Annotated in this window: 27 protein-coding genes and 2 tRNA genes; 21 read left to right on the top strand and 8 right to left on the bottom strand. The window is 71.3% G+C overall.

Annotated features, from left to right (window positions below):
* The first annotated feature begins 21 nt into the window (after nt 1-21).
* Together ACWDRB_RS54260 and ACWDRB_RS54265 are read left to right on the top strand one after the other, a co-directional pair.
* Nucleotides 22-97, top strand: a tRNA-Glu gene (locus ACWDRB_RS54260).
* 18 nt (nt 98-115) lie between these two features.
* Nucleotides 116-188: transfer RNA gene (locus ACWDRB_RS54265), tRNA-Glu, on the top strand.
* Between the two features lie 361 nt (nt 189-549).
* On the opposite strand, the gene ACWDRB_RS54270 is transcribed toward ACWDRB_RS54265, so the two are convergent.
* Nucleotides 550-2,262 carry a hypothetical protein gene (locus ACWDRB_RS54270; protein WP_363976042.1) on the bottom strand — a complete coding sequence of 571 codons (1,713 nt, stop codon included), beginning with the start codon at nt 2,260-2,262 and terminating at the stop codon, nt 550-552.
* A 58-nt stretch (nt 2,263-2,320) separates the two neighbouring features.
* Nucleotides 2,321-3,037 (bottom strand): IclR family transcriptional regulator, encoded by a 717-nt coding sequence (locus tag ACWDRB_RS54275; protein ID WP_350729701.1) that lies wholly within the window; start codon nt 3,035-3,037, stop codon nt 2,321-2,323.
* A 233-nt stretch (nt 3,038-3,270) separates the two neighbouring features.
* Here ACWDRB_RS54275 and leuC point away from each other — a divergent pair, with 233 nt between their 5' ends.
* The 4 genes from leuC (at nt 3,271) to ACWDRB_RS54295 (ending at nt 5,863) form a co-directional block, all read left to right on the top strand.
* A complete protein-coding gene (gene leuC / locus ACWDRB_RS54280; protein ID WP_449908394.1) occupies nt 3,271-4,656 on the top strand; it encodes a 3-isopropylmalate dehydratase large subunit in 1,386 nt (461 codons plus the stop codon).
* Between the two features lie 14 nt (nt 4,657-4,670).
* Nucleotides 4,671-5,258 (top strand): 3-isopropylmalate dehydratase small subunit, encoded by a 588-nt coding sequence (gene leuD / locus ACWDRB_RS54285; RefSeq protein ID WP_449908396.1) that lies wholly within the window; start codon nt 4,671-4,673, stop codon nt 5,256-5,258.
* Nucleotides 5,237-5,464 carry an SCO5555 family protein gene (locus tag ACWDRB_RS54290; RefSeq protein WP_355208881.1) on the top strand — a complete coding sequence of 76 codons (228 nt, stop codon included), beginning with the start codon at nt 5,237-5,239 and terminating at the stop codon, nt 5,462-5,464. The genes leuD and ACWDRB_RS54290 overlap by 22 nt, the downstream gene beginning before the upstream one ends.
* Nucleotides 5,465-5,563: 99 nt before the next feature.
* Nucleotides 5,564-5,863: an HU family DNA-binding protein gene (locus tag ACWDRB_RS54295; RefSeq protein WP_350729708.1), complete on the top strand. Its 300-nt coding sequence runs from the start codon at nt 5,564-5,566 to the stop codon at nt 5,861-5,863.
* Between the two features lie 91 nt (nt 5,864-5,954).
* Here the strand turns inward: ACWDRB_RS54295 and ACWDRB_RS54300 are convergent, their stop codons facing one another.
* Nucleotides 5,955-6,194: a hypothetical protein gene (locus ACWDRB_RS54300; protein ID WP_449908398.1), complete on the bottom strand. Its 240-nt coding sequence runs from the start codon at nt 6,192-6,194 to the stop codon at nt 5,955-5,957.
* 57 nt (nt 6,195-6,251) lie between these two features.
* Here ACWDRB_RS54300 and ACWDRB_RS54305 point away from each other — a divergent pair, with 57 nt between their 5' ends.
* The gene (locus tag ACWDRB_RS54305) at nt 6,252-7,460 is read left to right on the top strand and encodes an MFS transporter (protein WP_449908400.1); all 1,209 of its coding nucleotides are present in this window, start codon (nt 6,252-6,254) and stop codon (nt 7,458-7,460) included.
* A 71-nt stretch (nt 7,461-7,531) separates the two neighbouring features.
* Here ACWDRB_RS54305 and cofC read toward each other — a convergent pair whose 3' ends face one another.
* Nucleotides 7,532-8,167, bottom strand: a complete 636-nt coding sequence (cofC, locus tag ACWDRB_RS54310; RefSeq protein ID WP_350729713.1) for a 2-phospho-L-lactate guanylyltransferase — start codon at nt 8,165-8,167, stop codon at nt 7,532-7,534.
* Nucleotides 8,168-8,247: 80 nt separating this feature from the next.
* Between cofC and ACWDRB_RS54315 the strand changes: the two genes are divergently transcribed.
* The 3 genes from ACWDRB_RS54315 to ACWDRB_RS54325 all read left to right on the top strand — a co-directional run bounded on the left by ACWDRB_RS54315 (nt 8,248) and on the right by ACWDRB_RS54325 (nt 11,140).
* The gene (locus ACWDRB_RS54315; RefSeq protein ID WP_364262563.1) at nt 8,248-8,958 is read left to right on the top strand and encodes a lysophospholipid acyltransferase family protein; all 711 of its coding nucleotides are present in this window, start codon (nt 8,248-8,250) and stop codon (nt 8,956-8,958) included.
* A 4-nt stretch (nt 8,959-8,962) separates the two neighbouring features.
* Nucleotides 8,963-9,973 carry an NAD(P)H-dependent glycerol-3-phosphate dehydrogenase gene (locus ACWDRB_RS54320; RefSeq protein ID WP_350729715.1) on the top strand — a complete coding sequence of 337 codons (1,011 nt, stop codon included), beginning with the start codon at nt 8,963-8,965 and terminating at the stop codon, nt 9,971-9,973.
* 72 nt (nt 9,974-10,045) lie between these two features.
* Nucleotides 10,046-11,140: a D-alanine--D-alanine ligase family protein gene (locus ACWDRB_RS54325; protein WP_449908403.1), complete on the top strand. Its 1,095-nt coding sequence runs from the start codon at nt 10,046-10,048 to the stop codon at nt 11,138-11,140.
* 10 nt (nt 11,141-11,150) lie between these two features.
* Here the strand turns inward: ACWDRB_RS54325 and ACWDRB_RS54330 are convergent, their stop codons facing one another.
* Nucleotides 11,151-11,582, bottom strand: a complete 432-nt coding sequence (locus ACWDRB_RS54330) for a DUF3515 family protein (protein WP_449908404.1) — start codon at nt 11,580-11,582, stop codon at nt 11,151-11,153.
* Nucleotides 11,583-11,595: 13 nt separating this feature from the next.
* Nucleotides 11,596-11,829, bottom strand: a complete 234-nt coding sequence (locus ACWDRB_RS54335; RefSeq protein ID WP_106249262.1) for an Lrp/AsnC family transcriptional regulator — start codon at nt 11,827-11,829, stop codon at nt 11,596-11,598.
* 47 nt (nt 11,830-11,876) lie between these two features.
* Between ACWDRB_RS54335 and ACWDRB_RS54340 the strand changes: the two genes are divergently transcribed.
* The 3 genes from ACWDRB_RS54340 to thiD all read left to right on the top strand — a co-directional run bounded on the left by ACWDRB_RS54340 (nt 11,877) and on the right by thiD (nt 15,549).
* Entirely contained in the window at nt 11,877-12,842 is a 966-nt protein-coding gene (locus ACWDRB_RS54340) for a thiamine-phosphate kinase (protein WP_449908407.1), read from the top strand.
* A gap of 269 nt (nt 12,843-13,111) precedes the next feature.
* Entirely contained in the window at nt 13,112-14,737 is a 1,626-nt protein-coding gene (locus ACWDRB_RS54345; protein ID WP_449908409.1) for a hypothetical protein, read from the top strand.
* 8 nt (nt 14,738-14,745) lie between these two features.
* Nucleotides 14,746-15,549, top strand: coding sequence for a bifunctional hydroxymethylpyrimidine kinase/phosphomethylpyrimidine kinase (thiD, locus tag ACWDRB_RS54350; RefSeq protein ID WP_355208904.1), 804 nt, complete (start codon nt 14,746-14,748; stop codon nt 15,547-15,549).
* A gap of 79 nt (nt 15,550-15,628) precedes the next feature.
* On the opposite strand, the gene rpmB is transcribed toward thiD, so the two are convergent.
* On the bottom strand, nt 15,629-15,814 hold the full coding sequence (gene rpmB / locus ACWDRB_RS54355; protein ID WP_043618345.1) for a 50S ribosomal protein L28: 186 nt from the start codon (nt 15,812-15,814) through the stop codon (nt 15,629-15,631).
* Between the two features lie 207 nt (nt 15,815-16,021).
* On the opposite strand from rpmB, the gene ACWDRB_RS54360 reads away from it, so the two are divergent.
* From ACWDRB_RS54360 to mutM, 8 genes are all read left to right on the top strand, one after another.
* Nucleotides 16,022-17,569 (top strand): DAK2 domain-containing protein, encoded by a 1,548-nt coding sequence (locus ACWDRB_RS54360; protein WP_449908411.1) that lies wholly within the window; start codon nt 16,022-16,024, stop codon nt 17,567-17,569.
* Between the two features lie 49 nt (nt 17,570-17,618).
* Nucleotides 17,619-19,796: an ATP-dependent DNA helicase RecG gene (gene recG, locus ACWDRB_RS54365; RefSeq protein ID WP_449908412.1), complete on the top strand. Its 2,178-nt coding sequence runs from the start codon at nt 17,619-17,621 to the stop codon at nt 19,794-19,796.
* 501 nt (nt 19,797-20,297) lie between these two features.
* Complete coding sequence (gene rsmD, locus ACWDRB_RS54370) at nt 20,298-20,864, top strand: 16S rRNA (guanine(966)-N(2))-methyltransferase RsmD (RefSeq protein WP_449908414.1); 567 nt, start codon at nt 20,298-20,300, stop codon at nt 20,862-20,864.
* 14 nt (nt 20,865-20,878) lie between these two features.
* Nucleotides 20,879-21,355 carry a pantetheine-phosphate adenylyltransferase gene (coaD, locus tag ACWDRB_RS54375; protein WP_185068071.1) on the top strand — a complete coding sequence of 159 codons (477 nt, stop codon included), beginning with the start codon at nt 20,879-20,881 and terminating at the stop codon, nt 21,353-21,355.
* A gap of 53 nt (nt 21,356-21,408) precedes the next feature.
* The gene (locus tag ACWDRB_RS54380; protein ID WP_449908462.1) at nt 21,409-21,978 is read left to right on the top strand and encodes a YceD family protein; all 570 of its coding nucleotides are present in this window, start codon (nt 21,409-21,411) and stop codon (nt 21,976-21,978) included.
* 1 nt (nt 21,979) lies between these two features.
* On the top strand, nt 21,980-22,159 hold the full coding sequence (gene rpmF / locus ACWDRB_RS54385) for a 50S ribosomal protein L32 (RefSeq protein ID WP_139632166.1): 180 nt from the start codon (nt 21,980-21,982) through the stop codon (nt 22,157-22,159).
* A gap of 216 nt (nt 22,160-22,375) precedes the next feature.
* A complete protein-coding gene (gene rnc, locus ACWDRB_RS54390) occupies nt 22,376-23,095 on the top strand; it encodes a ribonuclease III (RefSeq protein ID WP_363976698.1) in 720 nt (239 codons plus the stop codon).
* 37 nt (nt 23,096-23,132) lie between these two features.
* Nucleotides 23,133-23,978, top strand: a complete 846-nt coding sequence (gene mutM, locus ACWDRB_RS54395) for a bifunctional DNA-formamidopyrimidine glycosylase/DNA-(apurinic or apyrimidinic site) lyase (protein WP_363975993.1) — start codon at nt 23,133-23,135, stop codon at nt 23,976-23,978.
* Here the strand turns inward: mutM and ACWDRB_RS54400 are convergent.
* On the bottom strand, nt 23,926-25,089 hold the full coding sequence (locus tag ACWDRB_RS54400) for an MFS transporter (RefSeq protein WP_449908416.1): 1,164 nt from the start codon (nt 25,087-25,089) through the stop codon (nt 23,926-23,928). The two genes, mutM and ACWDRB_RS54400, sit on opposite strands and share 53 nt — an antisense overlap.
* Nucleotides 25,090-25,157 lie beyond the last annotated feature (68 nt).

The raw sequence follows: 25,157 nt of genomic DNA on the forward strand, positions 1-25,157 counted from the left end.
CCACTGTCACAAGCCCGCGAAGGTCCCGTCGTCTAGTGGCCCAGGACGCCGCCCTCTCAAGGCGGTAGCGCCGGTTCGAATCCGGTCGGGACTACCACTGTCACAAGCCCGCGAAGGTCCCGTCGTCTAGTGGCCCAGGACGCCGCCCTCTCAAGGCGGTAGCGCCGGTTCGAATCCGGTCGGGACTACGTCTATCACACTCGCTCCGGCGCTCACAGCCCGGAGCGTTTCTGTTTTCCGCTCCCGCCTGCCACGTCTCCCTGGACAAAGCCCACCCACATGCGGCGCCTCGCCGACCCGAGGTGTCCGGCTACGCGTGGAGGGCCTGAGGTATCCGGCCGCGTGCGGTGGTGCCGCCCTGAATGTCCGCCCCGTTCGGTGGGCGCTCGCTGTGGAGTCCGAGGCCCACGAAGCCTGGCCGCGTGCGGTGCCTGCTCTCCCAAGGCGTCCGGCCCTTGCGGCTGCTCGTCGTGAGCGTACAAAGCGCCAGAAGGCCGGGGCACGTGGAAAGGCCCCCGCCGAGTGGCGAGGGCCTCCATGGAGCGGTGGTTACACGGAGCGGGCCTTGAAGAGGGCGCGGCGGGCCGTCTTGGCGACCTGCTTGTCCGGGTGGACCTGGGAGATCAGGTCCAGCAGCTCCTCCACGTGCGCGTGCGGAATCCGCCAGATCACCTCGAGCAGGTTGTTGACCATCTCCGGCCCGATGTCCCGCAGGCTGCTCACGAACTCGGAACGCCCCAGCCCGGCTGAGATCGTCCACATGTCCAGGATCAGCCAGTGGGTGTCGTCCTGGGTGGGCTCGGGAGCCCCCTCGACCTCCAGCTGGCTCAGGTGCGTGGCCGCGTAGGGCCGGAGCGAGGGCTGTTTGAGCGCCGCCTGCCAGGCCGGGATGGCGGCCTCGCCCAGGGTGCCGACCACGCTGGCCGCCTGCACCCTGATCAGCGCGTCGCTCTCGTCCTCGGCCGCCGCCTCCAGCAGCTCCTCGGCCGCCTTGCCCGGCTCCCGGAGCCGCATCCAGGCCGCGAACTCCGCGTCGGCCTCGTCCTCGGGCAGCTCGGCGCTGAGCGCCAGCAGCTCGTGGGCGCTCATGGACTCGATCGCGGGCCGCGCGTCCACTTCGATGTCGGCGTCGTCCACCAGGTGGACGACGCCCTCGGTGCCGAGCGGCGTGAGGCGGACGGTGCTGCCGTCGACCTCGACCATGCCGTACCCGACGAGCCAGTCGATCGCGGGGGCCAGCGGTTCGCCTGCCGCCTCCCACGCGTCAGAGCCCAGCTCGTCGAGGTCGGCGGCGGACTCGGCCAGGTCCTGCGCCAGGTCGTCGAGCTCGCGCGAGCCGCCCGCCAGCAGCAGCCTGACCAGCAGGCCCCGGGTCAGGCCCGCCAGCGCCATCGTGAGGTCTTCGTCGCTCAGCTCCGGGTCGCCGTAGTCGACGGAGTGGAGCCCGAGCATCCAGGCGTCGAGCACGTCCTCGTCGTCGTCGAACGGCCACTCAGAGGTGTCGTCCTGCACCGCGACCGTGTTGCCCTCGCCGGGCTGGAGGAACTCCAGGTCCACGGCCAGGTTCCAGATGTTCCAGAGCTGCGGGACGACCTCGGCGATCGGGCCGTCGGTGTCGGGCCTGGGCAGCCCGACGGCCGCCAGCGCCTCCTCCACCTCGGCGTCGGTGAGCAGGGTGTCCTCGCCCACCCGGCGGCCGGAACCCACCCAGAGGGCGAGGTCGCGGGCCTTGGCCACCAGCGGCGCCTGCCGGGCCGCCGCAGCGAGCTCCGAGTCGGGCCGCAGCCTGATCGTGTCGAGTTCGGCGAGGTCGTCCGCGAACGGCTCGAAATCGCCCAGGTCGCCGACCTCGTCCTCCCCGTCGTCGTCGCCCTCGGCGTCGTCGAGCAGCTCTTCCATGAGGTCGACGAACTCGTCCTCGACGTCGTCGAGCTCAGCCTGCAGATCGGCGAGGGAGTCCGAGCCCTCGGCCAGCCTGCCGGTCTGCGAGAGGAACGTCAGGTACGCGTCCACGGCCGGGAGCATCCCGTCGGCGGCGGCGTCGGGATCCTCCACGACCTTGGGCATGCGGTCGAGCAGCAGGTTGCGCAGGTCAGCACGCTTCCACGTGCCGAGGTCCTGCGAGAAGGCGAGACGGTGCCACAGTGCGGCGGGCCCCACGAGCTCGGGGTCGCTTCCGGGCGCGTTCGCACGCGCCCACATGATGAACTCTTCGAGCAGGGGTCGCAGCTCAGTGGCGGCTACCTCGATGCGATCTGTCACGCACTCAGGCTAGTGCGCCCACGAGGCACTCGGCTCCCCAAATACCTGCTTTCGCCGATCATGACGTGCGACGCATTGCCTCTGTTATACGTTCGGCCGCCGCCATAACGGGCACCGCGTGGAGCCGGCCCGGCGCCCTCGTGAGCCGTTCGATGGGGCCGGAGACCGACACGGCCGCGATCACCTTGCCGCCGCTGCCCCTTATGGGCGCCGACACGCTGGCCACCCCCTGCTCGCGCTCGCCGACGCTGTGGGCCCAGCCACGGCGCCGTACGGAGGCGAGGGTGGCGGCGCTGAACTTGGCGCCGCGCAGGCCGCGGTGCAGCCGGTCCGGCTCCTCCCACGCCAGCAGTATCTGCGCGGCCGAGCCCGCCGACATGGGCAGCGCGGAGCCCACCGGCACGGTGTCCCGCAGGCCGCTCGCGCGTTCGGCGGCCGCGACGCAGACGCGCTCGTCGCCCTGCCGGCGATAGAGTTGCGCACTCTCTCCAGTGAGATCCCTGAGCTGCATCAGCACGGGGGCGGCCACCGCCAGCAGCCGGTCCTCGCCGGCCGCGGTGGACAACTCGGAAAGCCGGGGACCCAGGACGAACCTGCCCTGTGTGTCACGACTCACAATGCGGTGGTGCTCAAGTGCGACGGCCAGCCGGTGGGCCGTGGGGCGGGCCAGACCGGTGGCCTGGACGAGCTGCGCCAGTGAAGCGGGTCCCGCTTCGAGGGCATTGAGTACAAGAACTGCCTTGTCGAGTACTCCGACTCCGCTAGAGTTGTCCATAAACCGATACTGCCGTCTCGACATATGAGAAGGCAAGTCGGAGGCAAACTCCCCCGCGAGGGAGCGCCGGTCTCTGGACTGAGGAACGAAAGGGACCGACCCGAGCGACCGAGCCGCGATACGCAGCATCGCAGAAGGCACGGAGGGAGCGCTGGTCCCCCGGAGCGGCGACCGGCGGGACCGGGCCTGAGCAAGCGGTGCGATGGCGCACCGCGAACAAACAGGAGGAGATCATGGGCCGCACACTGGCCGAGAAGGTCTGGGAGCAGCACGTAGTCCGGCGTGCCGAGGGCGAACCGGACCTGCTCTATATCGACCTGCACCTCATTCACGAGGTGACCAGCCCGCAGGCGTTCGACGGGCTCCGTCTCGCCGGCCGGAAGGTGCGGCGGCCCGATCTCACGATCGCCACCGAGGACCACAACGTGCCGACCGTGGTCGGCCCGATCTCCGACCCGGTGTCCAAGACGCAGGTCGAGACGCTGCGCAAGAACGCCGCCGAGTTCGGCATCAGGCTCCACCCGATGGGCGACGCCGGTCAGGGCGTGGTGCACATCATCGGCCCGCAGTTCGGGCTGACGCAGCCGGGCATGACGATCGTGTGCGGTGACTCCCACACCTCGACGCACGGCGCGTTCGGCGGTATCGCGTTCGGCATCGGCACCTCCGAGGTCGAGCACGTGCTGGCCACGCAGACGCTGCCCGCGTACCGGCCGAAGACGATGGCGATCGAGGTCTCCGGCGAGCTGCCCGCCGGCGTGACCGCCAAGGACCTGATCCTGGCCATCATCGCCAAGATCGGCACCGGCGGCGGCCAGGGTTACATCGTGGAGTACCGCGGCGAGGCCGTCCGCAAGCTCTCCATGGAGGGCCGCATGACGGTCTGCAACATGTCGATCGAGGCGGGCGCCCGCGCCGGCATGATCGCGCCGGACGAGACCACGTTCGAGTACCTGAAGGGCCGCCCGCACGCGCCCGAGGGCGAGGCGTGGGACCAGGCCGTCGCGTACTGGAAGACGCTGCGCACCGACGACGACGCCGTGTTCGACAAGGTCGTGGAGATCGACGCCACGACGCTGACCCCGTACGTCACGTGGGGCACCAACCCGGGCCAGGGCCTGCCGCTGGGCGAGTCCGTCCCGTCCCCGGAGAGCTTCTCCGACCCGGTCGAGCGCTCGGCCGCCGAGCGGGCGCTGGAGTACATGGGCCTGACCGCCGGCACGCCGCTGCGTGAGATCGAGGTCGACACCGTGTTCGTTGGCTCGTGCACCAACGGCCGCATCGAGGACCTGCGCTCGGCCGCCGAGATCCTGCGCGGCCGCCAGGTGAAGACCCGCACGCTGATCGTGCCCGGCTCGATGCTGGTCAAGCTGCAGGCCGAGCAGGAGGGCCTGCACGAGGTGTTCAAGGCCGCCGGCGCCGAGTGGCGCGAGGCCGGCTGCTCGATGTGCCTGGGCATGAACCCCGACACGCTCCAGCCCGGCGAGCGCAGCGCCTCCACCTCCAACCGCAACTTCGAGGGCCGCCAGGGCAAGGGTGGCCGCACCCACCTGGTGTCGCCGCAGGTCGCCGCCGCGACCGCCGTCACCGGCCGTCTGACCGCGCCCGCCGACCTGTAAGGAGACCTGGACCGATGGAAGCATTCACCACCCACACCGGTACGGCGGTGCCGCTGCGCCGCAGCAACGTCGACACCGACCAGATCATCCCGGCCGTCTGGCTCAAGCAGGTCAGCCGCACCGGGTTCGAGAAGGGCCTGTTCGCGGCCTGGCGCGAGGACCCGACGTTCGTGCTGAACGACCCGTCCTACGAGGGCGGCTCGGTCCTCGTCTCCGGCCCCGACTTCGGCACCGGCTCCTCGCGCGAGCACGCGGTCTGGGCGCTGCAGCAGTACGGGTTCCGCGCCGTGATCGCCGCCCGCTTCGGCGACATCTTCCGCAACAACTCCACGAAGATGGGCCTGCTGCCGGTCATCCTGCCGGGCGACAAGGTCGAGGCGCTGCAGTCGGCCGTCGAGGCGGACCCGAAGCTCGAGGTCACCGTCGACCTGGTCGAACGCCAGGTCCGCTGGGCCGATGAGGCCGTGTCGTTCGAGATCGACGACTACACCCGCTGGCGGCTCATGGAGGGCCTCGACGACATCGGGCTGACCCTGCGTCACGCCGACGATGTGGCGGCGTACGAGAATGGTCGGCAGCCATGGCTGCCGACGACCGTCTAGAAGACGACGAACTGGCGCGGCGGTTGCGCGAGGCGCACCGCCGCGTCCGCATGCTTCCCCCAGCCGAGAAGGACCGGCTGGCCCGCCGCTACCTCGCGATTTGCGATCTGGCGAAGCGTGACCCGGAAAGGGCCGCCGCCCGCCTCGACGCCTTTCTGGCCTCTCTCGACACGCCACGTAGTGAGGAAAACGCGCTAGGTGATTGAGTTCACCGGCGATCCCGCCTACTTTCAAGCCCGTAAGGGGTTTCTAGGGCGAACTCATGAGCTGGAACCCCGAGCCGTAACTGGGGGAGCAGGACTTTCATGAACAAGCGAGAACTCGTCGAGGCCATCGCTGATCGGGTTGGCGACAGGAAGACGGCCACCGAGGCCGTGAACGCGGTCATCGACACCATCCAGAAGGCCGTGGCGAGCGGCGACAAGGTCTCGATCACGGGCTTCGGCGCATTCGAGATGGTGAACAAGCCCGCCCGCACGGCCAGGAACCCGTCGACCGGCGCGGAAATCAACGTCCCCGAGAGCTGGGGGCCGAAGTTCCGCCCGGGATCCGACTTCAAGGAACTGGTCAACCAGGGCGGCAAGAAAGCCGGAAAGAAGAAGTAAACCCAGCACGCGCTTCCGCCCGGGCCATCGGCCCGGGCGTTTCGCATTTCGGCCCGCAATCGGCCGGGCCGCGACCCGGCAAAAGGGCCTGTTACTCGGAATCGCCCGCCGGCGGGCGGCCGCGGAAGGCGTCCGGGACCGGGAAGGTCGAGAGCGTGATGTAGGCGATCTCCCCGCCGGACATCCCGATGTTGACCCGCTGTCCCGTGCGCAGCAGCCGCAGCGGCCCCGCGTCGAAGGCGGACGTGCCGAACTCCAGCACGGTCCCGTCGTCGAGGAACACCGTCCCCGAGCGCGTGGCCTCGTCGAAGCTGCGTACCGTTCCCTGCACGCTGATCAGCGTAATTCGTTTGCCCCTTGTCCGGCCAGGCGGCAAAGATCGAGAGACATGGGACGTACGGGCGATTTCTGGCGGTTCGCGTGGGCGAACGCCATCACGCAGCTGGGCACGCAGGTCACGGTCGTGGCCCTGCCTCTGGCGGCGCTCCTCGCCCTGGACGCCGGAGCCTTCCAGCTCGGCCTGCTGTCGGCGGCCCAGATGCTCGCCTTCCTGCTGATCGGGCTGCCCGCGGGCGTGTGGGTGGACCGGTCGCGGCGCCGCCCGATCCTCATCTGGTCCGACCTCGCGCGTGGCGTGGCGCTGCTGTCGGTCCCGGTGGCGGCCTGGCTCGACGTGCTGACGCTGCCGCAGCTGTACGCGGTCGCACTGGTGCTGGGCGTGGGCACGGTCTTCTTCGACGTCGCCCACATGAGCTTCCTGCCCGCCATCGTGACCAAGGAGCGCCTCGAACGCGGCAACGGCGTCCTGGAGGTCACCAGGAACACCTCGCTGCTCGCCGGACCGGGCGTCGGAGGCTGGGCGGTGGCCGTGTTCACCGCGCCGATCGCGCTGCTCGCCGACGCCGTCAGCTACCTCCTCTCCGCGTTCCTGCTGTGGGGCGTGCGCGCCGAGGAGAGCCCGCGGCGCGGCGAGCGGAGGCTGCGCCAGGAGGTGGCGGAGGGCATCAGGTTCGTCGCGGGAGAGCGGGTGCTGCGCAGGGTCGCGATCGTGGGCGCGCTCGTCATGGCGGCCAACGGCATCGCGGCCGTCGGACTGCCGCTCTACCTGGTCAAGGAGCTGGGGGTCGGCTCCGCCCAGTACGGGCTGCTGCTGTCGGCCGCCGCCGTCGGCTCCCTCGTGGGCGCCGCGCTGGTGGCCCGCCTCACCGCGCGCTTCGGCAGCGGCCCCACCCTGTACGGCGCCGCCGTCCTGGCGGCCGTGCTCTACCTGCCCGCGCTGGCGACCGGCCCCGGCTGGCGGCTGCTGATCTTCCCGGTGGCCTCGTCGCTGTTCGGCGCGGTCAGCTCGATCTTCGGCGTGGCCCAGCTCAGCTACCGCCAGCGCATCACGCCCGACCACCTGATGGGCCGGGTCAACGCCAGCATGCGCTTCCTGATGTGGGGGGCGTACCCGCTGGGCGGGCTGGCCGGGGGCACGCTGGGGGAGTGGCTCGGCGGCTACGCGGCCTTCGCCGCGGCCGTGGCCCTGATGAGCCTGGCGCACCTGGCGGTGGCGACCTCGCCCGCCATCATGAAGACCTCCGCGACCACTTCATGAGCCCTCGGCAAGGAGACCGGAACCCAGCCGTCTCATGAGCCCGCGGCAGGAGAAGACCGGACCCAGCCGTCTCATGAGCCGGGCCACAGCTCGGCGACCACCGCGGCCGTGTGGCGGCCGAGGCCCAGCGCGATCGCCGCGCGCAGGTCGTCGGGCGTGTCCACGTCCCGCCGCACCGAGTCGATCCCCGTCAGGCACAGCTCCTTGGCCCCGCCCGCCAGGTGCTTGGCCCGCGACTCCCCGCCGAACCTCGGCGTGAACGGCATCCCGGGCCGCACCCCGTAGAAGGTCGTCCCGACGTCGAGCGCGTCCGGCACGAAGGACTGGTCGAACTCGGCGGCGGCCTCCAGCGCCGTCCCCAGCTCCGACGACCGCAGGGCGGGCAGGTCCGCCTGGAGCGCCCCCACCGCGTCGCCCGGCGCGACGCGTACGGCATGGGCGGCTCCGGTGCGCAGGGCGGTGTTCAGGCCGCGGTCCGGGTCGGGCACCACCTCGGCCCCCAGCGCGCCCAGGGGCCCGGCCGCGGCGGGATCGGCCGTCACCACGATCACCCGGGCGACCCGCGCGCACGAGAGCGCCGCCGCCACCGTGTCACTCGCCACGGCCACGGCCAGCCTGGTCCGGTGCGGGCCCGTGGCCGCCGCCAGCCTCGTCTTCGCCGCGACCAGCGTCTTCACCGGGATGACCAGGGACCAGCGGATGCTCATAGTCTTAAGCATCCCGCCTCGACATCCCGCGCGGCCAACCGGGAGACTTGGGGCGCATCCCGTACGTGTTGGAGGAGACCATGAGCCGCCCCGCGCGACCATCGCGTTTCTGGGAAACCCTGGCAGTCGTCATCGTGAAACCGCTGTCCTGGCTCCTGGTCAAGAGGGACTGGCGTCGTGGGGAGCGCATCCCGCGCACCGGCGGTGTGATCATCGCGACCAATCACCTCTCCTGGGCTGATCCGGTCCTGCTGTCGCACTTCCTCTACAACAACGGGCGCTGGCCGGTAATCCTGGCCAAGTCCGCTCTGTTCAAGGTGCCGTTCCTGGGCAGGGCGGTGACGGGGCTCCTGGCCATCCCCGTCGATCGGGGCAGCGCCGAGGCGGCGAAGTCCCTGCACATCTCGGCCCAGCGGCTCGAGGACGGCGGAGCGATCCTGTTCTACCCCGAGGGCACCTGCACCCGCGATCCCGACCTGTGGCCCATGGTGGGCAAGACGGGCGCGGCCCGGCTGGCGCTGGAGAGCGGCGCGCCGGTCATCCCAGTGGCCCACTGGGGCGCGCATGAGTTGCTGCCGTACGGGGAGAAGAAGCCCAGGCTGTTCCCGCGCAAGACGTTCCGCGTGACGGTGGGCCCACCGGTGGACCTGTCGAAGTACCAGGGCCGGCCGCTGCAGGCGGAGGTGTTGCGCGCGGCGACGGCCGACATCACGGCCGCGATCACCCAGCAGCTCGCCGAGCTGCGTGGCGAGAAGGCCCCCGAGACTCCCTACGATCCGGCCAAGGAGTGATGGCATGACAAAGGTGGCCGTTTTCGGGACGGGCTCGTGGGGGACCACGTTCGCGACGATCCTGGCCGAGGCAGGCAACGAGGTCACGCTCTGGGGCCGTAGACGGGAGCTGGTCGAGGCGATCGACCGCGACCACGTCAACCCCGACTACCTGCCGGGCCTCCCCCTCCCGGAGAAGCTGCGCGCCACGACCGACCCGGCCCGGGCGCTCGAAGGGGCCGAGTTCGTGGTGCTGGCGGTGCCGTCGCAGCAGCTGCGGCCCAACCTGGCCGCCTGGCGCGAGCACATCCCGCCGAACGCCGTCCTGGTGAGCCTGATGAAGGGCATCGAGCTGGGCACGACCAAGCGGATGAGCGAGGTGATCCGCGAGGTCGCCGAGGTGCCCGAGGAGCGGGTCGCGGTCGTCTCAGGCCCCAACCTGGCCAAGGAGATCGCCGAACGCCAGCCCGCCGCCACCGTCGTCGCCTGCACCGACGAGTCGGTCGCCGCCCGGCTGCAGGCGATCTGCCACCTGCCGCCGTGGTTCCGCCCGTACACCAACCACGACGTGGTCGGCGTGGAGCTGGGCGGCGCGGTGAAGAACGTGATCGCCCTGGCCGTGGGCGTCTCCGCGGGCATGGGCATGGGCGACAACGTCGGCGCCATGCTCATCACCAGGGGGCTGGCCGAGATCTCCCGCCTGGGCGCGGCCCTGGGGGCCGATCAGCACACGTTCGCGGGGCTCGCGGGCATGGGAGACCTCGTGGCGACCTGCACGTCGCCGCTGTCGCGCAACCGCACCTTCGGCGAGAACCTGGGCAGGGGCATGACCCTCGCCGAGGTCGTGGCCGCCACCAAGCAGACCGCCGAGGGCGTGAAGTCCTGCGAGTCCGTGCTGGAGCTGGCCAGGAAGCACGACGTCGAGATGCCGATCACCGAGGTCGTCGTCGGGGTCGTCCACGACGGCATGTCCCCGGCGGAGGCGGGCATGTTGCTCATGTCCCGATCGCCCAAACCGGAGCGGTACGGCGTGTAAGGATGGGAGAAAGTCCTGATTACGGCGTGCTCGGCTCGCTGTGACCCGGACACCCCGGTAGATTCGGACACCATGAGCAAGCCACGCGTCGCCGTTGTTTTCGGAGGCCGCAATTCGGAGCACGCCGTGTCCCTGATGGGCGCGGGCAGTGTGCTGGATGCGATCGACAGGAGCAAGTACGAGGTGATCCCCATCGGGATCGCCCAGGACGGCAGGTGGGTGCTGGCGGCTTCGGACCAGCGGTTCGCCATCGAGTCGGGCGAGCTGCCGGTCGTCGACACCTCGGGCGCGGCGCTGGCGCTGCCGTCCGGTGGGAGTTCGCTGGTGGCGTACGACCCCGGCAGCATCCCCGTGGAGCTCGGCTCGGTGGACGTGGTGTTCCCCGTGATGCACGGCCCGTTCGCCGAGGACGGCACCATCCAGGGGCTGCTCGAGATGGCCGGGGTGCGCTATGTCGGCTCGGGCGTGCTGGCCAGCGCGGTGGGCATGGACAAGGCCCACATGAAGACCGTCATGGCCGCCGCCGGGCTGCCGATCGGCCGCCACGTCGTCGTACGCGACCGCGACTGGCGGCTCGACCGCGACCGCGTGCTGAAGGAGGCGGAGGGGCTCGGCTGGCCGGTGTTCGTCAAGCCCGCCAGGGCCGGGTCCTCGCAGGGCATCTCCAAGGCCCACGACCTGGGCGAGCTGGAGGCGGCCGTGGAGGTCGCCAGGCAGCACGACCCCAAGGTGCTCATCGAGGCCGCCATCGTCGGCCGCGAGATCGAGTGCGCGGTGCTGGAGTCGCTCGGCGACGAGCCCGCGGTCGCGTCCCGGCCCGGCGAGGTGAAGGTCGAGGGCGGCCAGGAGTTCTTCGACTTCGAGGCGAAGTACTACCCGGACCAGATGTCGCTCACCGTGCCCGCCGACCTCCCCGAGGAGGCGGCCGAGCAGCTGCGGGCCATGGCGGTGGGCGCGTTCGAGGCGCTCGACTGCGAAGGGCTCGCGCGGGTCGACTTCTTCTACACGCCCGAGGGCCACCTGATCTTCAACGAGATCAACACCATGCCCGGGTTCACGTCGCTGTCGGTGGCGCCGCAGCTCTGGGCCGCCTCGGGGCTGGACTACCCGGCGCTGGTCGACCGGCTCATCCAGCTCGCGCTGTCGCGCTCGGCGGGCCTGCGTTGAGATCGCGCGGTCACTGGGACGAGGGCGAGACCTGGGCGATCGGCTTCGACAGGTCCGCCAGCACCTCGGCGGCCACGTGCTCGCCGCCGACCGTGACCTCCACGTAGGCCGCGTCCGTGACCGCGGTGAACAACGTGGGCCTGTCGGGGTCGGCGAACCAGCCCACCCCGCCGATCTCCTGGAGCTGGTCGGTGGGTGCCATCCTGGCCGGCCTGGGCACGCCGCAGCGCAGCGCGATGACCCCGTCGCCCCAGATGGCCACGTACGGCGACTCGGGCGTGGACGTGCCACGCCGGTCGCCGTCGAGCGTCTGGGGCAGCAGCGTCGCCAGCTTGCCGCAGGCCGTCACCGCCTCACCCGTCGGTTTGGGCGGCTCGACCTGTACGGTGCCGCCGCAACCGGCGAGCGCGAGGAGAACGAGCAGGGCGGCGGCGGCACGCATGCGACGACTACCTTTAAATGTGGACGATCGGACACGTAAGAGTACGCGTGATCCCTTCCACCGCCTGAATCTGTGCCACCACGAGCTTGCCCAGCTCGTCGACGTTGTTGGCCTCCGCGCGCACGATCACGTCGTAGGGCCCCGTCACGTCTTCCGCTTGAGTGACCCCGGGAATCCCGGAAATCTCGCGAGCCACGGCAGCGGCCTTGCCGACCTCGGTCTGGATAAGGATGTAGGCCTGCACCATCACGTCCTCCCGGGCGATTGGATCACGCCGAAGGGCCACCGTACCCTGTGTGCGTCAGGAGGTGCGTCATCACAGTCGGAGATCTCGGCGAATTCGGAGTGATAAATCGGATTACCGGTCGTCTGCCCCAGGGTGCGGCGGTAATGCTCGGTCCGGGTGACGACGCCGCCGTGGTCAGCGCGCCTGACGGCCGGGTCGTGGTCTCAACGGATTTGCTGATCGAGGGTAGACATTTTCGGCGGGATTGGTCCAGCGGTTACGACGTGGGTCGTAAGGCCGCCGCCCAGAACCTCGCCGACGTGGTCGCCATGGGCGCCGTGCCGACGTCCCTCGTGGTCGGGCTGGGCATGCCCGCCGACCTGCCGCTGACGTGGCTCGACGGGCTGACGGACGGGTTCCGCGACGAGTGCGCGGTGGTCGGGGCGAGCGTCGCCGGGGGCGACATCACGCGGTGCGACCTGGTGGTCATCGGGGTGACCGCGCTGGGCGACCTGGGCGGGCGGGCTCCCGTGACGCGCTCCGGCGCCCGGCCCGGGCATGTCGTGGCGGTGACCGGGCGGCTGGGCTATGCCGCCGCCGGGTGGGCGCTGCTGGAGGCGGGCGTGCCGGAGAACCCCGTCCTGGAGGAGGTCGTGGTCGCGCATCGGCGGCCCAGCCCGCCGTACGCGATGGGGCCGGGGGCGGCCGAGCTGGGCGCGAGCGCGATGCTGGACGTCAGCGACGGGCTGCTGCAGGACCTCGGCCACGTCGCCGAGGCCAGCGGCGTGCGCATCGAGCTGGATCCGCGGGCCTTCGCCGTGGGGGAGCCGGTTGCGGTCGCGGCCAAGGAACTTGGGGTCGACCCGCTGGAGTGGGTGCTCACGGGTGGTGAGGATCACGCGCTCGCGGCGGTCTTCCCCGCAGAGGTGAGTTTGCCACCGTCGTGGCAGGTCGTGGGCCGGGTGGCCGAGGGTGAAGGTGTGCTGGTTCATGGGCGCGAGATCGGCCGGCGCGGGTGGGATCACTTTCGGTGATGACTTGTCCCGATTTGAGTGACATTTTCCGGATTTGTGGTGGGACTCCGGGGATTGCTGTGACAACGGTGTCGCAAAGGTGTTATGAAGATTGGCGGCCACTGTAACCGCGAGAAAGGGCAGCCATGGGCCGCCACGGCACAGGTGGATCCGACGACGGGGATGAACGGGGGAACAACAGCGCATTCTGGGGTCCTGACGAGCAGGCCGAGCCGCCCGGCTGGCCTTCGCTGCCGGACGAACCCGAGGTGACGGGCCAGTGGGCTCCTATGCCGCGGCGCACTGACGGACCGCTTCCGCGCGGGCCGCAGTCCGAGCCGTTCGAGACCACCGGTGCCTTCGCGCTGCCCAACAACTCCGACGGCGGCTTCCCCCCGGCCAACGACCCCGTGCATGGCTTCCCGCAGCCGGGTCCTGGGGAGGCCGGGCCGTTCGAGACGACGGGCGCCTTCGCCCGGCCGCCGGAGTGGGGCCAGCCGGGCGACCGCCCTTTTGACGCTCCCGGTCCCTTTGACGGGCCCATGGAGCGCACGGCCTTCTTCGACGGCCCCGGCAATCCGGGCGCACCCGCCGGGCGGGGCCCTTTCGACGCCGCGGCTCCCATGGAGGGGCCCGCCGAGCGTACGGCCTTCTTCGGCGGCCCGGACGCTCCGCCCAGCCCTGGAGGACCGGGTCCGGGCCCGGCCGGCGGTCGAGGCCCCTTTGAGGCGTCTGGCCCCTTTGACGGGCCCATGGAGCGTACGGCCTTCTTCGACGGCCCCGACGTGCCGGGTGGCGCCTTCGGCGGACCACCTCCCGGCGACCGGCCCGGGCCCTTCGACGGGCCGTTCGATGGGCCCGGTGACCGTACCGGCGCGGTGCCCATGTCGGCCGGCCCGCCCGAGCCCGGGGACGTCAAGGTGGCCGGGGAGCCCACGGCCGTGCAGGCGCCCGCCTGGGCGAACGCCGAGACCGGCTTCCTCGCCTCCGACTGGGCGGCCGACCCCGGCCTCGACGAGCCTGACGAGCCCAAGGGCCGCCGCGGGCGCCGTAAGGGCGGACGCGGCGGCGGCGGCGACGTGCTCACCGCGCCCCCGTCGTCGGGTGGCGGCAAGGGCCGGGTCGCGCTGCTGTCGGTCGCGGCGGTCGCCGTCGTGCTCGGCGGCACCGTGGCGGGCGTCAAGTTCATGAGCTCGTCGGGTACGCCCGACAAGTGCGCGGGCGCGACCTGCGCCGCCGTCCAGGCGACGAACAACCAGCCGGGTCCCGCGGCCTCCCAGCCGACCGAAGAGGAGACCACGCCGGAGGAGGAGCCGTCCGAGGAGGAGTCGGCGGACGAGGAGCCGACGACGTCCAAGACCCCGGTGCCGACGGCTTCGTACAGCGCCCGTACACCCCCGCGCCGCACCGCCTCCGCGACGCCGACGCCCACCAAGACCAAGGTGAAGACGTCCGCGAAGCCGACGAAGGAGCCGACGCCGCCCGTCGAGGAGCTCGCCACCGAGACGCCGACCGAGGAGCCTTCGACGCTGGACGACGGCGACACCGGCGGGGGGACCAGCAGCGGCGGCAGCACCCCGCTCCCGACCACCACGAACACGTTCGGGTCCGGCCAGGGCGGCGCGATGAACATCAAGCAGACCATCAAGCAGCGGGTGCTCAGCTACCAGGCCGACATGACGCTCTCGAACACCTCTCGGGAGACGCTGGAGAACCCGACGGTCTCCGTCCCGGTCGAGGGCAAGGTCATGGCCGTGACCGGCGCCCAATGGACGCAGGACGGCGATCTGCTGATCCTCGACCTGTCGGCGTCGCTGTCGGCCGGTGACTCGGTGAACGTCTCGTTCACCGCCACGGGCGAGGGCCAGAAGGCCGCCAACTGCGGGCTGGTCAGCGGGGACTGCGCCATCAGCTGAGTGGTTGGATGGGGGACATGACGGTTTCGACCCCTCCACGCGTGCTGACCGTCGCCGGCTCCGACTCCGGGGGCGGCGCGGGCATCCAGGCCGACCTGAAGACCATGCTGGCCATGGGCGTCCACGGTATGAGCGTCATCGCCGCGGTGACGGCTCAGAACTCCCTGGGCGTCCAGGGCTACTGGGAGCTGCCGCCCGAGGCCGTGCGCGCGCAGCTCGACTCGGTCCTGGGCGACATCGGCGCCCAGGCGGTGAAGACCGGCATGCTGGCCTCCCCCGCGCTGGTCGAGGTCGTGGCCGACGCGCTCGGCTCGTACGCCGCGCCGGTGATCGTGGACCCCGTGGGGGTGTCGAAGCACGGCGACTCGCTGCTCGCGCCCGAGGCCGTCGACACGCTGCGGACGCGGCTGCTGCCCGTGGCCACCGTGGTGACGCCGAACCTGTGGGAGGTGGAGCAGCTCACCTCCGTCAAGGTGGAGGACGAGGGCGGGCTGCGGGCGGCGGCCGAGGCCGTTCTGGAGCTCGGGCCCAGGTGGGCGCTGATCAAGGGCGGCCATCTGCCGGGCGCGCCCGTGGACCTGCTCACGGACGGCACGGCCGAATACCGCTTCGCCGCCGAGCGCCTCGACAACCGCCACACCCACGGCACGGGCTGCACGCTGGCCTCGGCGATCGCCTCCCGGCTCGCGCTGGGCGACGACGTGCCGGAGGCGGTGGGGAAGGCGAAGGAGTACGTGACGGGCGCGATCGCGCGCGGTTTCCCTCTGGGAAGCGGCATCGGCCCGGTGGACCACGCCTGGCGCTGGCGCTGACGCTCGGGCCTCAGGGGCCCGAAAACGCGTAAGCCCGCGGCTCCCTCGGGAGCTACGGGCTTACGCGAAAGTGTGGGACCTAGCGGGTGACCTTGCCCGCCTTGATGCACGAGGTGCACACGTTGAGCTTCTTCGGCGTGCCGCCGACGACCGCGCGGACCGTCTGGATGTTGGGGTTCCAACGACGACGGGTACGGCGGTGGGAGTGGGAAACGTTGTTGCCGAAGGTCGGGCCCTTGCGGCAGACATCGCAGACGGAAGCCACGGTTCGCTCCTTAAAACAGTCGATGTAGCCCTGTCCGCTGATGCTTTCCGGGCGGAGGGCATGCCGGGACAACCGGCCAGCCAGACGAGAATATCCGATCCACACCGATGGGCGCGAACTGGAACGCTGGACCGGTGGTCCGGCGGCGATATTCTCCATCGACAACCGTAGCGCATCCGGGCCACGCCGGGAGCCGGGAGGGTGCAGATGAAGGTCCTCGACCCGCCGGCGGTGCGCCGCTGGGCCCGCCTGGCCGCCGACGCGCTCGGCCGGGCCAGGACCGAGATCGACGCGCTGAACGTGTTCCCCGTGGCCGACGGCGACACCGGCACCAACCTGCACCTGACCATGCTGTCCGCGGCCGAGGCCGTCGAGTCGCTGCCCGACGACGTGGACGCGGCCGTGGTGTGGCAGACGCTCTCGTACGGCGCGCTCGTCGGGGCCCGCGGCAACTCCGGCGTGATCGTCAGCCAGGCGTTACGCGGCCTCGCCGAGGTGCTGAAGGACGGCTCCGACCTGCGGGCCGGGCTGCTCAGGGCCGCCGTGCTGGCCAGGGAGGCGGTGGCCAGGCCGGTGGAGGGCACGGTGCTGAGCGTGCTGGAGTCGGCCGCGCGAGCCGTACAGGACGTGGACGGGGGCGATCTGCGGGCGGTGGCGCGGCAGGCGGCGGGTGAGGCCCGCGCCGCGCTGCGCCGTACGCCTTCCCAGCTGGACGTGCTGGCCCGCAGCGGCGTCGTGGACGCGGGCGGCGCGGGCGCGGCGATCGTGCTGGAGACCCTGGCCTCCGTGATCACCGACTCCTACAGCGATCACTACGACGTGCCCGCGCCGACCTCGCGGGTCGCGCCGATGGCCGAGGTGGGGGCGGGGTACGAGGTGATGTACCTGCTGGACGCCGACGACGCCGCGGTGGCCGCGCTGCGCGAGGAGCTCGACGCCATGGGCGACTCGCTGGTCGTGGTCGGCGGCGGCGGGCTGTGGAACGTGCACGTCCACGTGGCCGAGGCCGGTCCCGCCGTGGAGGCCGGGCTGCGGGCCGGGCGGCCGCACCGGATCAGGATCACGTACCTGGCCGAACGCACCCACCGCGGCAGCGCGGGCCGGGGCGTGGTGGCGGTGGCCGCGGGGGACGGGATCGCGGCGCTGTTCGAGGAGTGCGGCGCGGTCGTGGTACGCCGCGAGCCCGGCACCCGGCCCACCCTGCCCGCCATGCTGGCCGCGATCAGGCAGGCGGGCGGCGAGGTCGCGGTCCTGCCGAACGACGAGGGCGTCAGGTCGGTCGCCGCCGCGGCCGCGGAGATCGCCCGCGAGGACGGGGCCGTGGTCAGCGTGCTGCCGACGAAGGCGACCGTGCAGGGGCTGGCGGCGCTGGCCGTACACGATCCGCTGCGCCGCTTCGACGACGACGTGGTGGCGATGACGGACGCGGCCGGGCACACGCGGTACGGACACGTGACGGTGGCGGACCGCGAGGCGATGACGAGCGCGGGCCTGTGCCGCCCCGGGGACGTGCTCGGCATGATCGACGGGGACGTCGCGGTGATCGGCGGCTCGCTTGACCGCGTGGCCACCGTGGTCGTGGACCGGATGGTGGCCGGCGGCGGCGAGCTGGTGACCTTGGTCACGGGCGCGCAGGCGCCGCCGGGGCTCGCCGCGCGGCTGGAGGAGCAGTTGCGCGGTACGCGGCCCGACGTGGATCTGGTCGTGTACGACGGCGAGCAGGGCGGCTATCCGCTCCTGATCGGCGTGGAGTGACACCGATGAACGGGATTCCTGTCGGGCCGACGCGGTAGAACTTAATGCCGTGAGCCGTTTCGACGAGCCTCTGACGAAGGCGCTCGACCCGAAGACCGCCAAGTTGCTGCACAGCGTGCTCGACCTGGAGACGGTCGGCGACCTGCTGCGCCACTATCCCCGGCGTTACGCCGAGCGCGGCGAGCTGACCACGCTCGACGCGCTGGAGGTCGACGAGCACGTCACCGTGGTCGGCGAGGTGACCAGGCTCATGCGCAAGCCCATGCGCAACCGCGGCGGCACCTGGCTGGAGGTCGAGGTCGTCGACGGCAACGGCAACAGGCTCTACCTGTCGTTCTTCGGCAAGGGCTCCCACGTGGCCGAGTCGCGGCTCAAGCCCGGGCAGCGGGGCATGTTCGCGGGCAAGGTGGGGCTGTTCGGGGCGCGGTCGAAGCCGCGCTGGCAGCTCGCGCACCCGGAGTTCGAGCTGTTCGAGGAGGGCGAGGCGAACGCGGAGGAGTTCGCGGCGGCGCCGGTGCCGATCTACCCCGCGGGCAAGGACGTCACGCCGTGGGCGATCAGGCGCGCGGTCGGCGTCGTGCTCGACACGCTGGGCCCGCTCGACGACCCGCTGCCCGCCGAGCTGCGGGCCCGCCACGGGCTGCAGGATCTCGGCGAGGCGCTGGTGGGCATCCACCGGCCGAAGGACTTCGCCGAGATGGGGCGGGCGCGCAAGCGGCTGAAGTTCGACGAGGCGTTCGTGCTGCAGGCCGTGCTGCTGCGGCGGCGCCGGGCCGCCACCGCGCTGCCCGCCAAGCCCAGGCCCAGGCGCGGCGACGGCCTGCTGACCGACTTCGACGGGCGGCTGCCGTTCTCGCTGACAGAGGGGCAGGCGCAGGTCGGCGAAGAGATCGCCGCCGACCTCGCGCTGGAGCACCCGATGCACCGGCTGCTGCAGGGCGAGGTCGGCGCGGGCAAGACGGTGGTGGCGCTGCGGGCGATGCTCCAGGTGGTCGACGCGGGCGGCCAGGCGGCGCTGCTGGCCCCCACGGAGGTGCTGGCCCAGCAGCATCACCGCTCGATCACCGGCATGCTCGGGGATCTGGCGCAGGGGGGCATGTTCGGGGGCACGTCGGTCACGCTGCTGACCGGCTCCATGGGCGCCGCCGCCCGCCGCGCGGCCCTGCTGGACGCCGCCTCGGGCACGGCGGGGATCGTCGTGGGCACGCACGCGCTGCTGCAGGAGCACGTGCAGTTCGCCGACCTGGGGCTGGTCGTGGTGGACGAGCAGCACCGGTTCGGGGTGGAGCAGCGCGACGCCCTGCGCGAGAAGGCGGCCGGCGGCCGTCCGCACGTGCTGGTCATGACGGCCACCCCGATCCCGCGCACGGTCGCCATGACCGTCTTCGGCGACCTGGAGATCTCGACGCTGTCCCAGCTGCCGTCGGGCCGCGCCCCCATCACCACGCACGTCGTCCCGGCCGCCGAGAAGCCCCACTACCTCGAACGCACCTGGCAGCGGGTGCGGGAGGAGGTGGCGCTGGGGCGGCAGGCGTACATCGTGTGCCCGCGCATCGGCGACCTGGAGGGCGACGAGGGCGACCTGGCGGCCACCGCCGGCGACGACGACCGCCGCCCGCCGCTGGCGGTCCTCGACGTGGCCGAGCTCCTGAAGAGCGGCCCCTTCCACGACCTGCGGGTGGGCACGCTCCACGGCAAGCTCCCGCCGGAGGAGAAGGACGCGATCATGCGCTCCTTCACGCGGGGCGAGCTCGACGTCCTGGTGGCCACCACCGTCATCGAGGTCGGGGTGGACGTCCCCAACTCCTCCGTCATGATCATCATGGACGCCGACCGCTTCGGCGTCTCCCAGCTCCACCAGCTCCGCGGCCGCGTCGGCCGCGGCGGCCTCCCGGGGCTGTGCCTCCTGGTCTCCGACTTCTCCGAGGGCACGCCCGCCCGCGCCCGCCTCGACGCGGTGGCCACCACCCTGGACGGTTTCGAGCTGTCGCGCGTGGACCTGGAGCAACGGCGGGAGGGCGACGTCCTGGGGGCGGCGCAGTCGGGCAAGCGGTCGTCGCTGAAGCTGCTGCAGCTCCTGCGGGACGAGGACGTGATCGCCACGGCCCGCGACGAGGCCGCCGCCCTCCTGGAGGAGGATCCGGACCTGACGGCGTACGAGGGGTTGCGGGCGGAGATCGCCCGGCTGCTGGCGGACGAACGCGCGGAGTACTTGGAGAAGACCTGACCCCAATGGTCGTGACCGCCCGAGCAACCCCCGGGCCGGGGGCAGCGTGCGGCGCTTACGGCCGTCCGGGCGCGCGCTGGGGGTCTCGGGCGCCGGTGAGGCGGGGTGGTGCTCGGCGCGATGCGTGCGGCGGGTTGGGGGCCGGGGTTGGTGGCGGCGAGGGGCGCGTGGCGCTTCGGTGGCCAGCCCTGGGTGCCGGTGCGGTGAGGTGGGGTGCTTCGGTGGCGCGGTGGGCAGCCTGCCGGCAGTGGAAAAGCCCAGCCGCGGGGACGGCCTCCCCCCGAATGCCGTCCCCGGCTGGGCCCACCCTCGGGTCAGGTGCCGAGGGAACCGGCGTGCGGAAGGGCTCACGATCACGCCGGTCGGCCTTCATGTGGGTCACCTTGAAGGCCGCAGAACTCATCATGCGGGCCCGTCGCGCCGATGTGAATCACCCTTGCGCACTCGAGGCAGACACTTGTCCACTCTTGACCTGCGCGAACATGCGGAACAATGGGTCACATGACGCGGATCATCGCAGGCAGCGCAGGTGGCAGGCGGTTGGCGGTGCCGCCGGGGCGGGGGACGAGACCGACCAGCGACAGGGCCAGAGAAGGGATCTTCTTGACGCTCGACTCCCTGTACGGCCTCACCGGCGCCCGCCTGCTCGACCTGTACGCCGGGTCCGGCGCGATCGGTCTGGAGGCGCTGTCCAGGGGCGCCAAGGAGGCCGTGCTGGTGGAGTCCGACCCCAAGGCCGTCAGGACGATCAAGGCGAACGTCCAGTCGCTGGGCCTCGACGGCGCCAGGGTGATCGCGGACAAGGTCGAGCGGGTGCTCGGCAACCCGCCCGCCGAGCCGTACGACATCGTCTTCGCCGACCCGCCCTACGCCGTGTCCGACGAGGAGGTCCGGCGGACGCTGGAGTCGCTGCGCGACAACGGCTGGCTGCTGGATGAGGCTTTGGTGGCATTCGAGAGGGAAAGCAGGGGAAAGGCACTGATGTGGCCGGACGGCTACGTTGAGGAGAGGGTCCGTCGTTATGGCGAAGCATCCGTTTGGTACGGTCGCGCCGCCGGGAACCCGTAGACCTGGGAGGCGTCTTGCGCCGCGTAGTCTGCCCGGGGTCGTTCGACCCCATCACCAATGGCCACCTCGACATCATCGGCCGGTCCGCCCGGCTCTATGACGAGGTGACCGTGGCAGTCCTCATCAACGTCGAGAAAAGCAGCCTGTTCACGGTGGACGAACGAATCGAGATCCTGCAGACCGTGACCAAGGAATATCCGAACGTCAAGGTGCGGAAATTCCACGGACTGCTGGTCGACTTCTGCAGGCAGAACGACATCCCCGCCATCGTCAAAGGCATCAGGGTGGTCAGCGACTTCGACTACGAGTTGCAGATGGCGCAGCTCAACTACCGCCTGTCGGGGGTCGAGACGCTGTTCATGCCGACGAACCCCGAATACTCGTTCCTGTCCTCCAGCAGGGTGAAGGAGATCGCCAGGTATGGTGGGGACGTCTCGGGCCTCGTGCCCGATCTCGTGCACAAGCTGCTCATCGAGCGGCTCAGGGGCTGAGCGCGACCTGCTATCCTTTCATTTCGGCCTTGTACGACGGCGATCGTCTCGCCATGCCTAGCGAGAGCAGGATGACTCAGCACCTCGACCCCCGCTCCCCGTGGGTGATCTCAACCCATGACCTGGGAAAGCGGCCGGGCACGATGCGGCAGATGACTCTGACCCTCCCGGCACCGGCGGATCTCGGCGTCGACATGATCGGTGTCCCCAAAGACGCCGAAGTCGAGCTGGACCTCCGGCTCGAAGCAGTGATGGAAGGCGTGCTCGTGTCGGGCACGGCGCAGGCCCCGCTCGCCGGGGAGTGCGCTCGCTGTCTCGACCCCGTCACCTCGGACATCGAGGTTGACCTGCAGGAGCTGTTCTTCTACTCCGACGAGGACGCCTCGGACGAGGATTCGCTGCTCGACGGCGAGCTGTTCGACCTCGAGCCGACGTTCCGCGACGCGGTGGTGCTCGCACTGCCGTTGAGCCCCGTCTGCCGTGAGGACTGCGGAGGGCTCTGCACGGAGTGTGGGATCAAGCTGGCCGAGGCCGGCGAGGATCACCGGCACGAGAAGATCGATGCCCGCTGGGCGTCGTTGCAAGGTCTGAATACCGACAAAGATAACGATCAGGAGAAGTGACGTGGCCGTCCCGAAGCGAAAGATGTCGCGGAGTAACACCCGCCACCGTCGCTCCCAGTGGAAGACGACTGCTGTCGCCCTGGTGAGCTGCCCGCAGTGCCGTTCGCCCAAGCAGCCGCACATCGCGTGCCCCACCTGCGGCACCTACAACCGGCGTCAGGTCATCGAGCCTTCCGCCTGATCCGTCAGCAGTTGACGTGATGCCGACCGGGTGCGATGGTGCCTCGGTCGGCGTTACCGTCTCAGATGCGTGCGGCGGCGGTTCGCCCGCGGCCGTGGTGGACGCCGGGGCTACGCGTTACCCCGACGCCCACCACGTTTTCGGGCATCTTCCGCAGTCGCCACACCATGCGAAGATGTCCGAGGAGGAAAGCACGTGGGCACAGGTCCTAAGCCGGTGGCCGTAGAGGTCGCCCGAGACGAGCTGGAGCGGGTCCTGGCGGTCGGCCTCGACTCCGACATCCTGGAGCGGGCGCTGACGCACCGCTCCTACGCGTACGAGAACGGCGGCCTGCCCACCAACGAGCGCCTGGAGTTCCTGGGCGACTCGGTGCTCGGCCTGGTGGTCACCGACACCCTCTACCGCAACCACCCCGACCTCCCCGAGGGCCAGCTGGCGAAGCTGCGCGCCGCGGTGGTCAACATGCGCGCGCTGGCCGACGTGGCCCGCAACCTGGGCCTGGGCCGGTTCCTGCGGCTCGGCAGGGGCGAGGAGGGCACCGGCGGGCGTGACAAGTCGTCCATCCTGGCCGACACCCTCGAGGCGCTGATCGGCGCGATCTACGTCGACAAGGGGCTCGACGAGGCGTTCCGGGTGGTGCACCTGCTGTTCGACCCGCTGATCGTCCGTTCGGCCTCGCTCGGCGCCGGGCTCGACTGGAAGACCTCCCTGCAGGAGCTGACGGCCTCCGAGGCCCTCGGCGTGCCTGAGTACCACGTCGAGGAGAGCGGTCCCGACCACGCCAAGTCGTTCACGGCGATGGTGCGGGTCGGCGGCGAGTCGTACGGTTCGGGCACCGGGCGCAGCAAGAAGGAGGCCGAGCAGCAGGCGGCCGAGGCGGCCTGGACCCGGATCAGGGCCCGGCGCGAGCAGCGCGAGAGCCAGCCCGCGGGCTGAACGCCCGCCCGGGGCGAGCCACACGAAAGGGTCTGAGGTGCCTGAGCTACCGGAGGTCGAGGTCGTCAGGCGCGGCCTCGCGCAGTGGGTCACCGGGCGCGAGATCGCCTCGGCGGAGGTGCTGCACCCCCGCGCCATCAGGCGGCACGCGCCAGGAGCCGACGAGTTCGCCGCGCGCCTCAAGGGCCGCGCGGTGCTGTCCGCCGAGCGGCGCGGCAAATACCTGTGGCTCCCGCTGTCGGGCGCCGAGGAGGCCCTCCTGGCCCACCTGGGGATGAGCGGCCAGCTGCTGGTCGTCGAGCCCGACTCGCCGCCGGAGAAGCACCTGCGGGTACGCCTCCGCTTCGAGGACGGCGGTCCCGACCTGCGCTTCGTCGACCAGCGGACGTTCGGCCACGTCATGCTGACCGGCCTGGCCGATGGCGTTCCCGAGCCGATCGCCCACATCGCCCCCGACCCGTTCGAGCCGGTGTTCGACGACGCGGAGTTCGCCGGCAGGCTCAGGGCCAGGCACACGGAGATCAAGCGCGCGCTGCTCGACCAGTCGCTGATCAGCGGCGTCGGCAACATCTACGCCGACGAGGCCCTCTGGATCGCCCGCCTGCACGGGGCCCGGCAGACGCAGACGCTCACGCGTCCCAAGATCGCCGAGCTGCTGGCCGGGGTCCGCGCCGTCATGTCCTCCGCGCTGCAGCAGGGCGGCACCTCGTTCGACAGCCTGTACGTCAACGTCAACGGCGAGAGCGGCTACTTCGAGCGCTCGCTGGAGGTCTACGGGCGGCGCGACCTGCCCTGCTCCCGCTGCGGCACCGCGATCAGGCGCGAGCCGTTCATGAACCGCTCGTCCTACTCCTGCCCCAGATGCCAGCGACGACCGCGGTGAGAACGGCGAGCCCGGAGCCCAGCCACATCACGGCGGAGATCGAGACCCCGTCCACGACCCGGCCGCCGGCGAACGCGCCGAGCGCGATGGAGACGTTGAAGGCGCCGACGAAGAGCGCCGTGCCGAGCTCCCCGCCGCCCGCGCGCATGATCCACAGCTGCAGGGTCACCCCGACGCCTCCGTAACCGAAGCCCCACACCAGCAGCACGACCAGCGGCAGGCCGATCGAGGCCAGGGCCGCCGTGGCGAGCGCGATGAGGGCGGCCAGAGCGATCAGGACCGGCTTGGGGTTCCTGGCCGCCCATGCCCCGGCGGCGAAGTTGCCCGCCACGCCCGCGGCGCCATACAGGAGCAGGAGCGTGCTGACGAGGGCGGGGCCGGCGTGCGAGACCTGCTCCAGGAACGGCCGGACGTAGGTGTAGGCCGCGAAGTGGCCGGACATGACGAGCACGGTCAGGACGAGGACGGTCTTGAGCGGCCCCGAGAGCCATCCGCGCCGGGATCCGGCACTTCGGGCAGGGGCCTCGCCGGGAAGGGGCGGCAGGGTCGCGTACAGGACGGCGGTCAGGGCCAGCGCCACCGCTCCCATCGCGACGAACGCGCTGCGCCACCCCGCGAACGACGACACGAACGTCGCCGCGGGCACCCCCAGCACCGACGCCACGGACACCCCGGCCAGGATGATCGACGTGGCCCGCCCGACGGACCGTTCCGGCACCAGCCGCGTCCCGAGGCCGGCCGCGAACGCCCAGAACCCGCCGATGCTCACCCCCGTCAGCACCCGGGCGGCCAGGATGACGGGATAGCTCGGCGCGAACGCGCCCACCAGGTTGGCCACCGCCAGCAGCGCCATCAGCCCGATCAAGATCACCCGCCGGTCCAGCCGGCGGGCGGTGAGCGCCAGCACCGGCGCGGACACGGCGGCGACCAGCCCCGGGGCCGACATCATCAGCCCGGCCGTCCCGTCGGACACCTCAAGGGTGGCGGCGATCGAGGTCAGCAGGCCGACGGGCAGCATCTCGCTGGTCACGACGGTGAAGGTGCCCACCGCCACCGACGACACGGCGAGCCAGCGCGCCCGGACGGCGGGGGAGACATCAGTAGTGGTCATGCCCCTCAGCCTCGGGTTCGGCGGCGGACGGGAACAATGACGAAGTCCGAAGGCTTGGTTTAGGCAGG

The organism is Nonomuraea sp. NPDC003707, from assembly GCF_053587055.1.

What these genes read in the sequence shown, in the direction of transcription:
- ACWDRB_RS54290 (WP_355208881.1), top strand. Translation starts at nt 5,237, where the DNA reads ATGGCTGCCGACGACCGTCTAGAAGACGACGAACTGGCGCGGCGGTTG.
- ACWDRB_RS54380 (WP_449908462.1), top strand. Translation starts at nt 21,409, where the DNA reads ATGCCTAGCGAGAGCAGGATGACTCAGCACCTCGACCCCCGCTCCCCG.
- ACWDRB_RS54335 (WP_106249262.1), bottom strand. Translation starts at nt 11,829, where the DNA reads ATGGTGCAGGCCTACATCCTTATCCAGACCGAGGTCGGCAAGGCCGCT.
- leuD (WP_449908396.1), top strand. Translation starts at nt 4,671, where the DNA reads ATGGAAGCATTCACCACCCACACCGGTACGGCGGTGCCGCTGCGCCGC.
- ACWDRB_RS54320 (WP_350729715.1), top strand. Translation starts at nt 8,963, where the DNA reads ATGACAAAGGTGGCCGTTTTCGGGACGGGCTCGTGGGGGACCACGTTC.
- ACWDRB_RS54330 (WP_449908404.1), bottom strand. Translation starts at nt 11,582, where the DNA reads ATGCGTGCCGCCGCCGCCCTGCTCGTTCTCCTCGCGCTCGCCGGTTGC.
- ACWDRB_RS54400 (WP_449908416.1), bottom strand. Translation starts at nt 25,089, where the DNA reads ATGACCACTACTGATGTCTCCCCCGCCGTCCGGGCGCGCTGGCTCGCC.
- rsmD (WP_449908414.1), top strand. Translation starts at nt 20,298, where the DNA reads ATGACGCGGATCATCGCAGGCAGCGCAGGTGGCAGGCGGTTGGCGGTG.
- thiD (WP_355208904.1), top strand. Translation starts at nt 14,746, where the DNA reads ATGGGGGACATGACGGTTTCGACCCCTCCACGCGTGCTGACCGTCGCC.
- ACWDRB_RS54360 (WP_449908411.1), top strand. Translation starts at nt 16,022, where the DNA reads ATGAAGGTCCTCGACCCGCCGGCGGTGCGCCGCTGGGCCCGCCTGGCC.
- ACWDRB_RS54315 (WP_364262563.1), top strand. Translation starts at nt 8,248, where the DNA reads ATGAGCCGCCCCGCGCGACCATCGCGTTTCTGGGAAACCCTGGCAGTC.
- ACWDRB_RS54275 (WP_350729701.1), bottom strand. Translation starts at nt 3,037, where the DNA reads ATGGACAACTCTAGCGGAGTCGGAGTACTCGACAAGGCAGTTCTTGTA.
- cofC (WP_350729713.1), bottom strand. Translation starts at nt 8,167, where the DNA reads ATGAGCATCCGCTGGTCCCTGGTCATCCCGGTGAAGACGCTGGTCGCG.
- ACWDRB_RS54325 (WP_449908403.1), top strand. Translation starts at nt 10,046, where the DNA reads ATGAGCAAGCCACGCGTCGCCGTTGTTTTCGGAGGCCGCAATTCGGAG.
- ACWDRB_RS54295 (WP_350729708.1), top strand. Translation starts at nt 5,564, where the DNA reads ATGAACAAGCGAGAACTCGTCGAGGCCATCGCTGATCGGGTTGGCGAC.
- ACWDRB_RS54345 (WP_449908409.1), top strand. Translation starts at nt 13,112, where the DNA reads ATGCCGCGGCGCACTGACGGACCGCTTCCGCGCGGGCCGCAGTCCGAG.
- leuC (WP_449908394.1), top strand. Translation starts at nt 3,271, where the DNA reads ATGGGCCGCACACTGGCCGAGAAGGTCTGGGAGCAGCACGTAGTCCGG.
- ACWDRB_RS54305 (WP_449908400.1), top strand. Translation starts at nt 6,252, where the DNA reads ATGGGACGTACGGGCGATTTCTGGCGGTTCGCGTGGGCGAACGCCATC.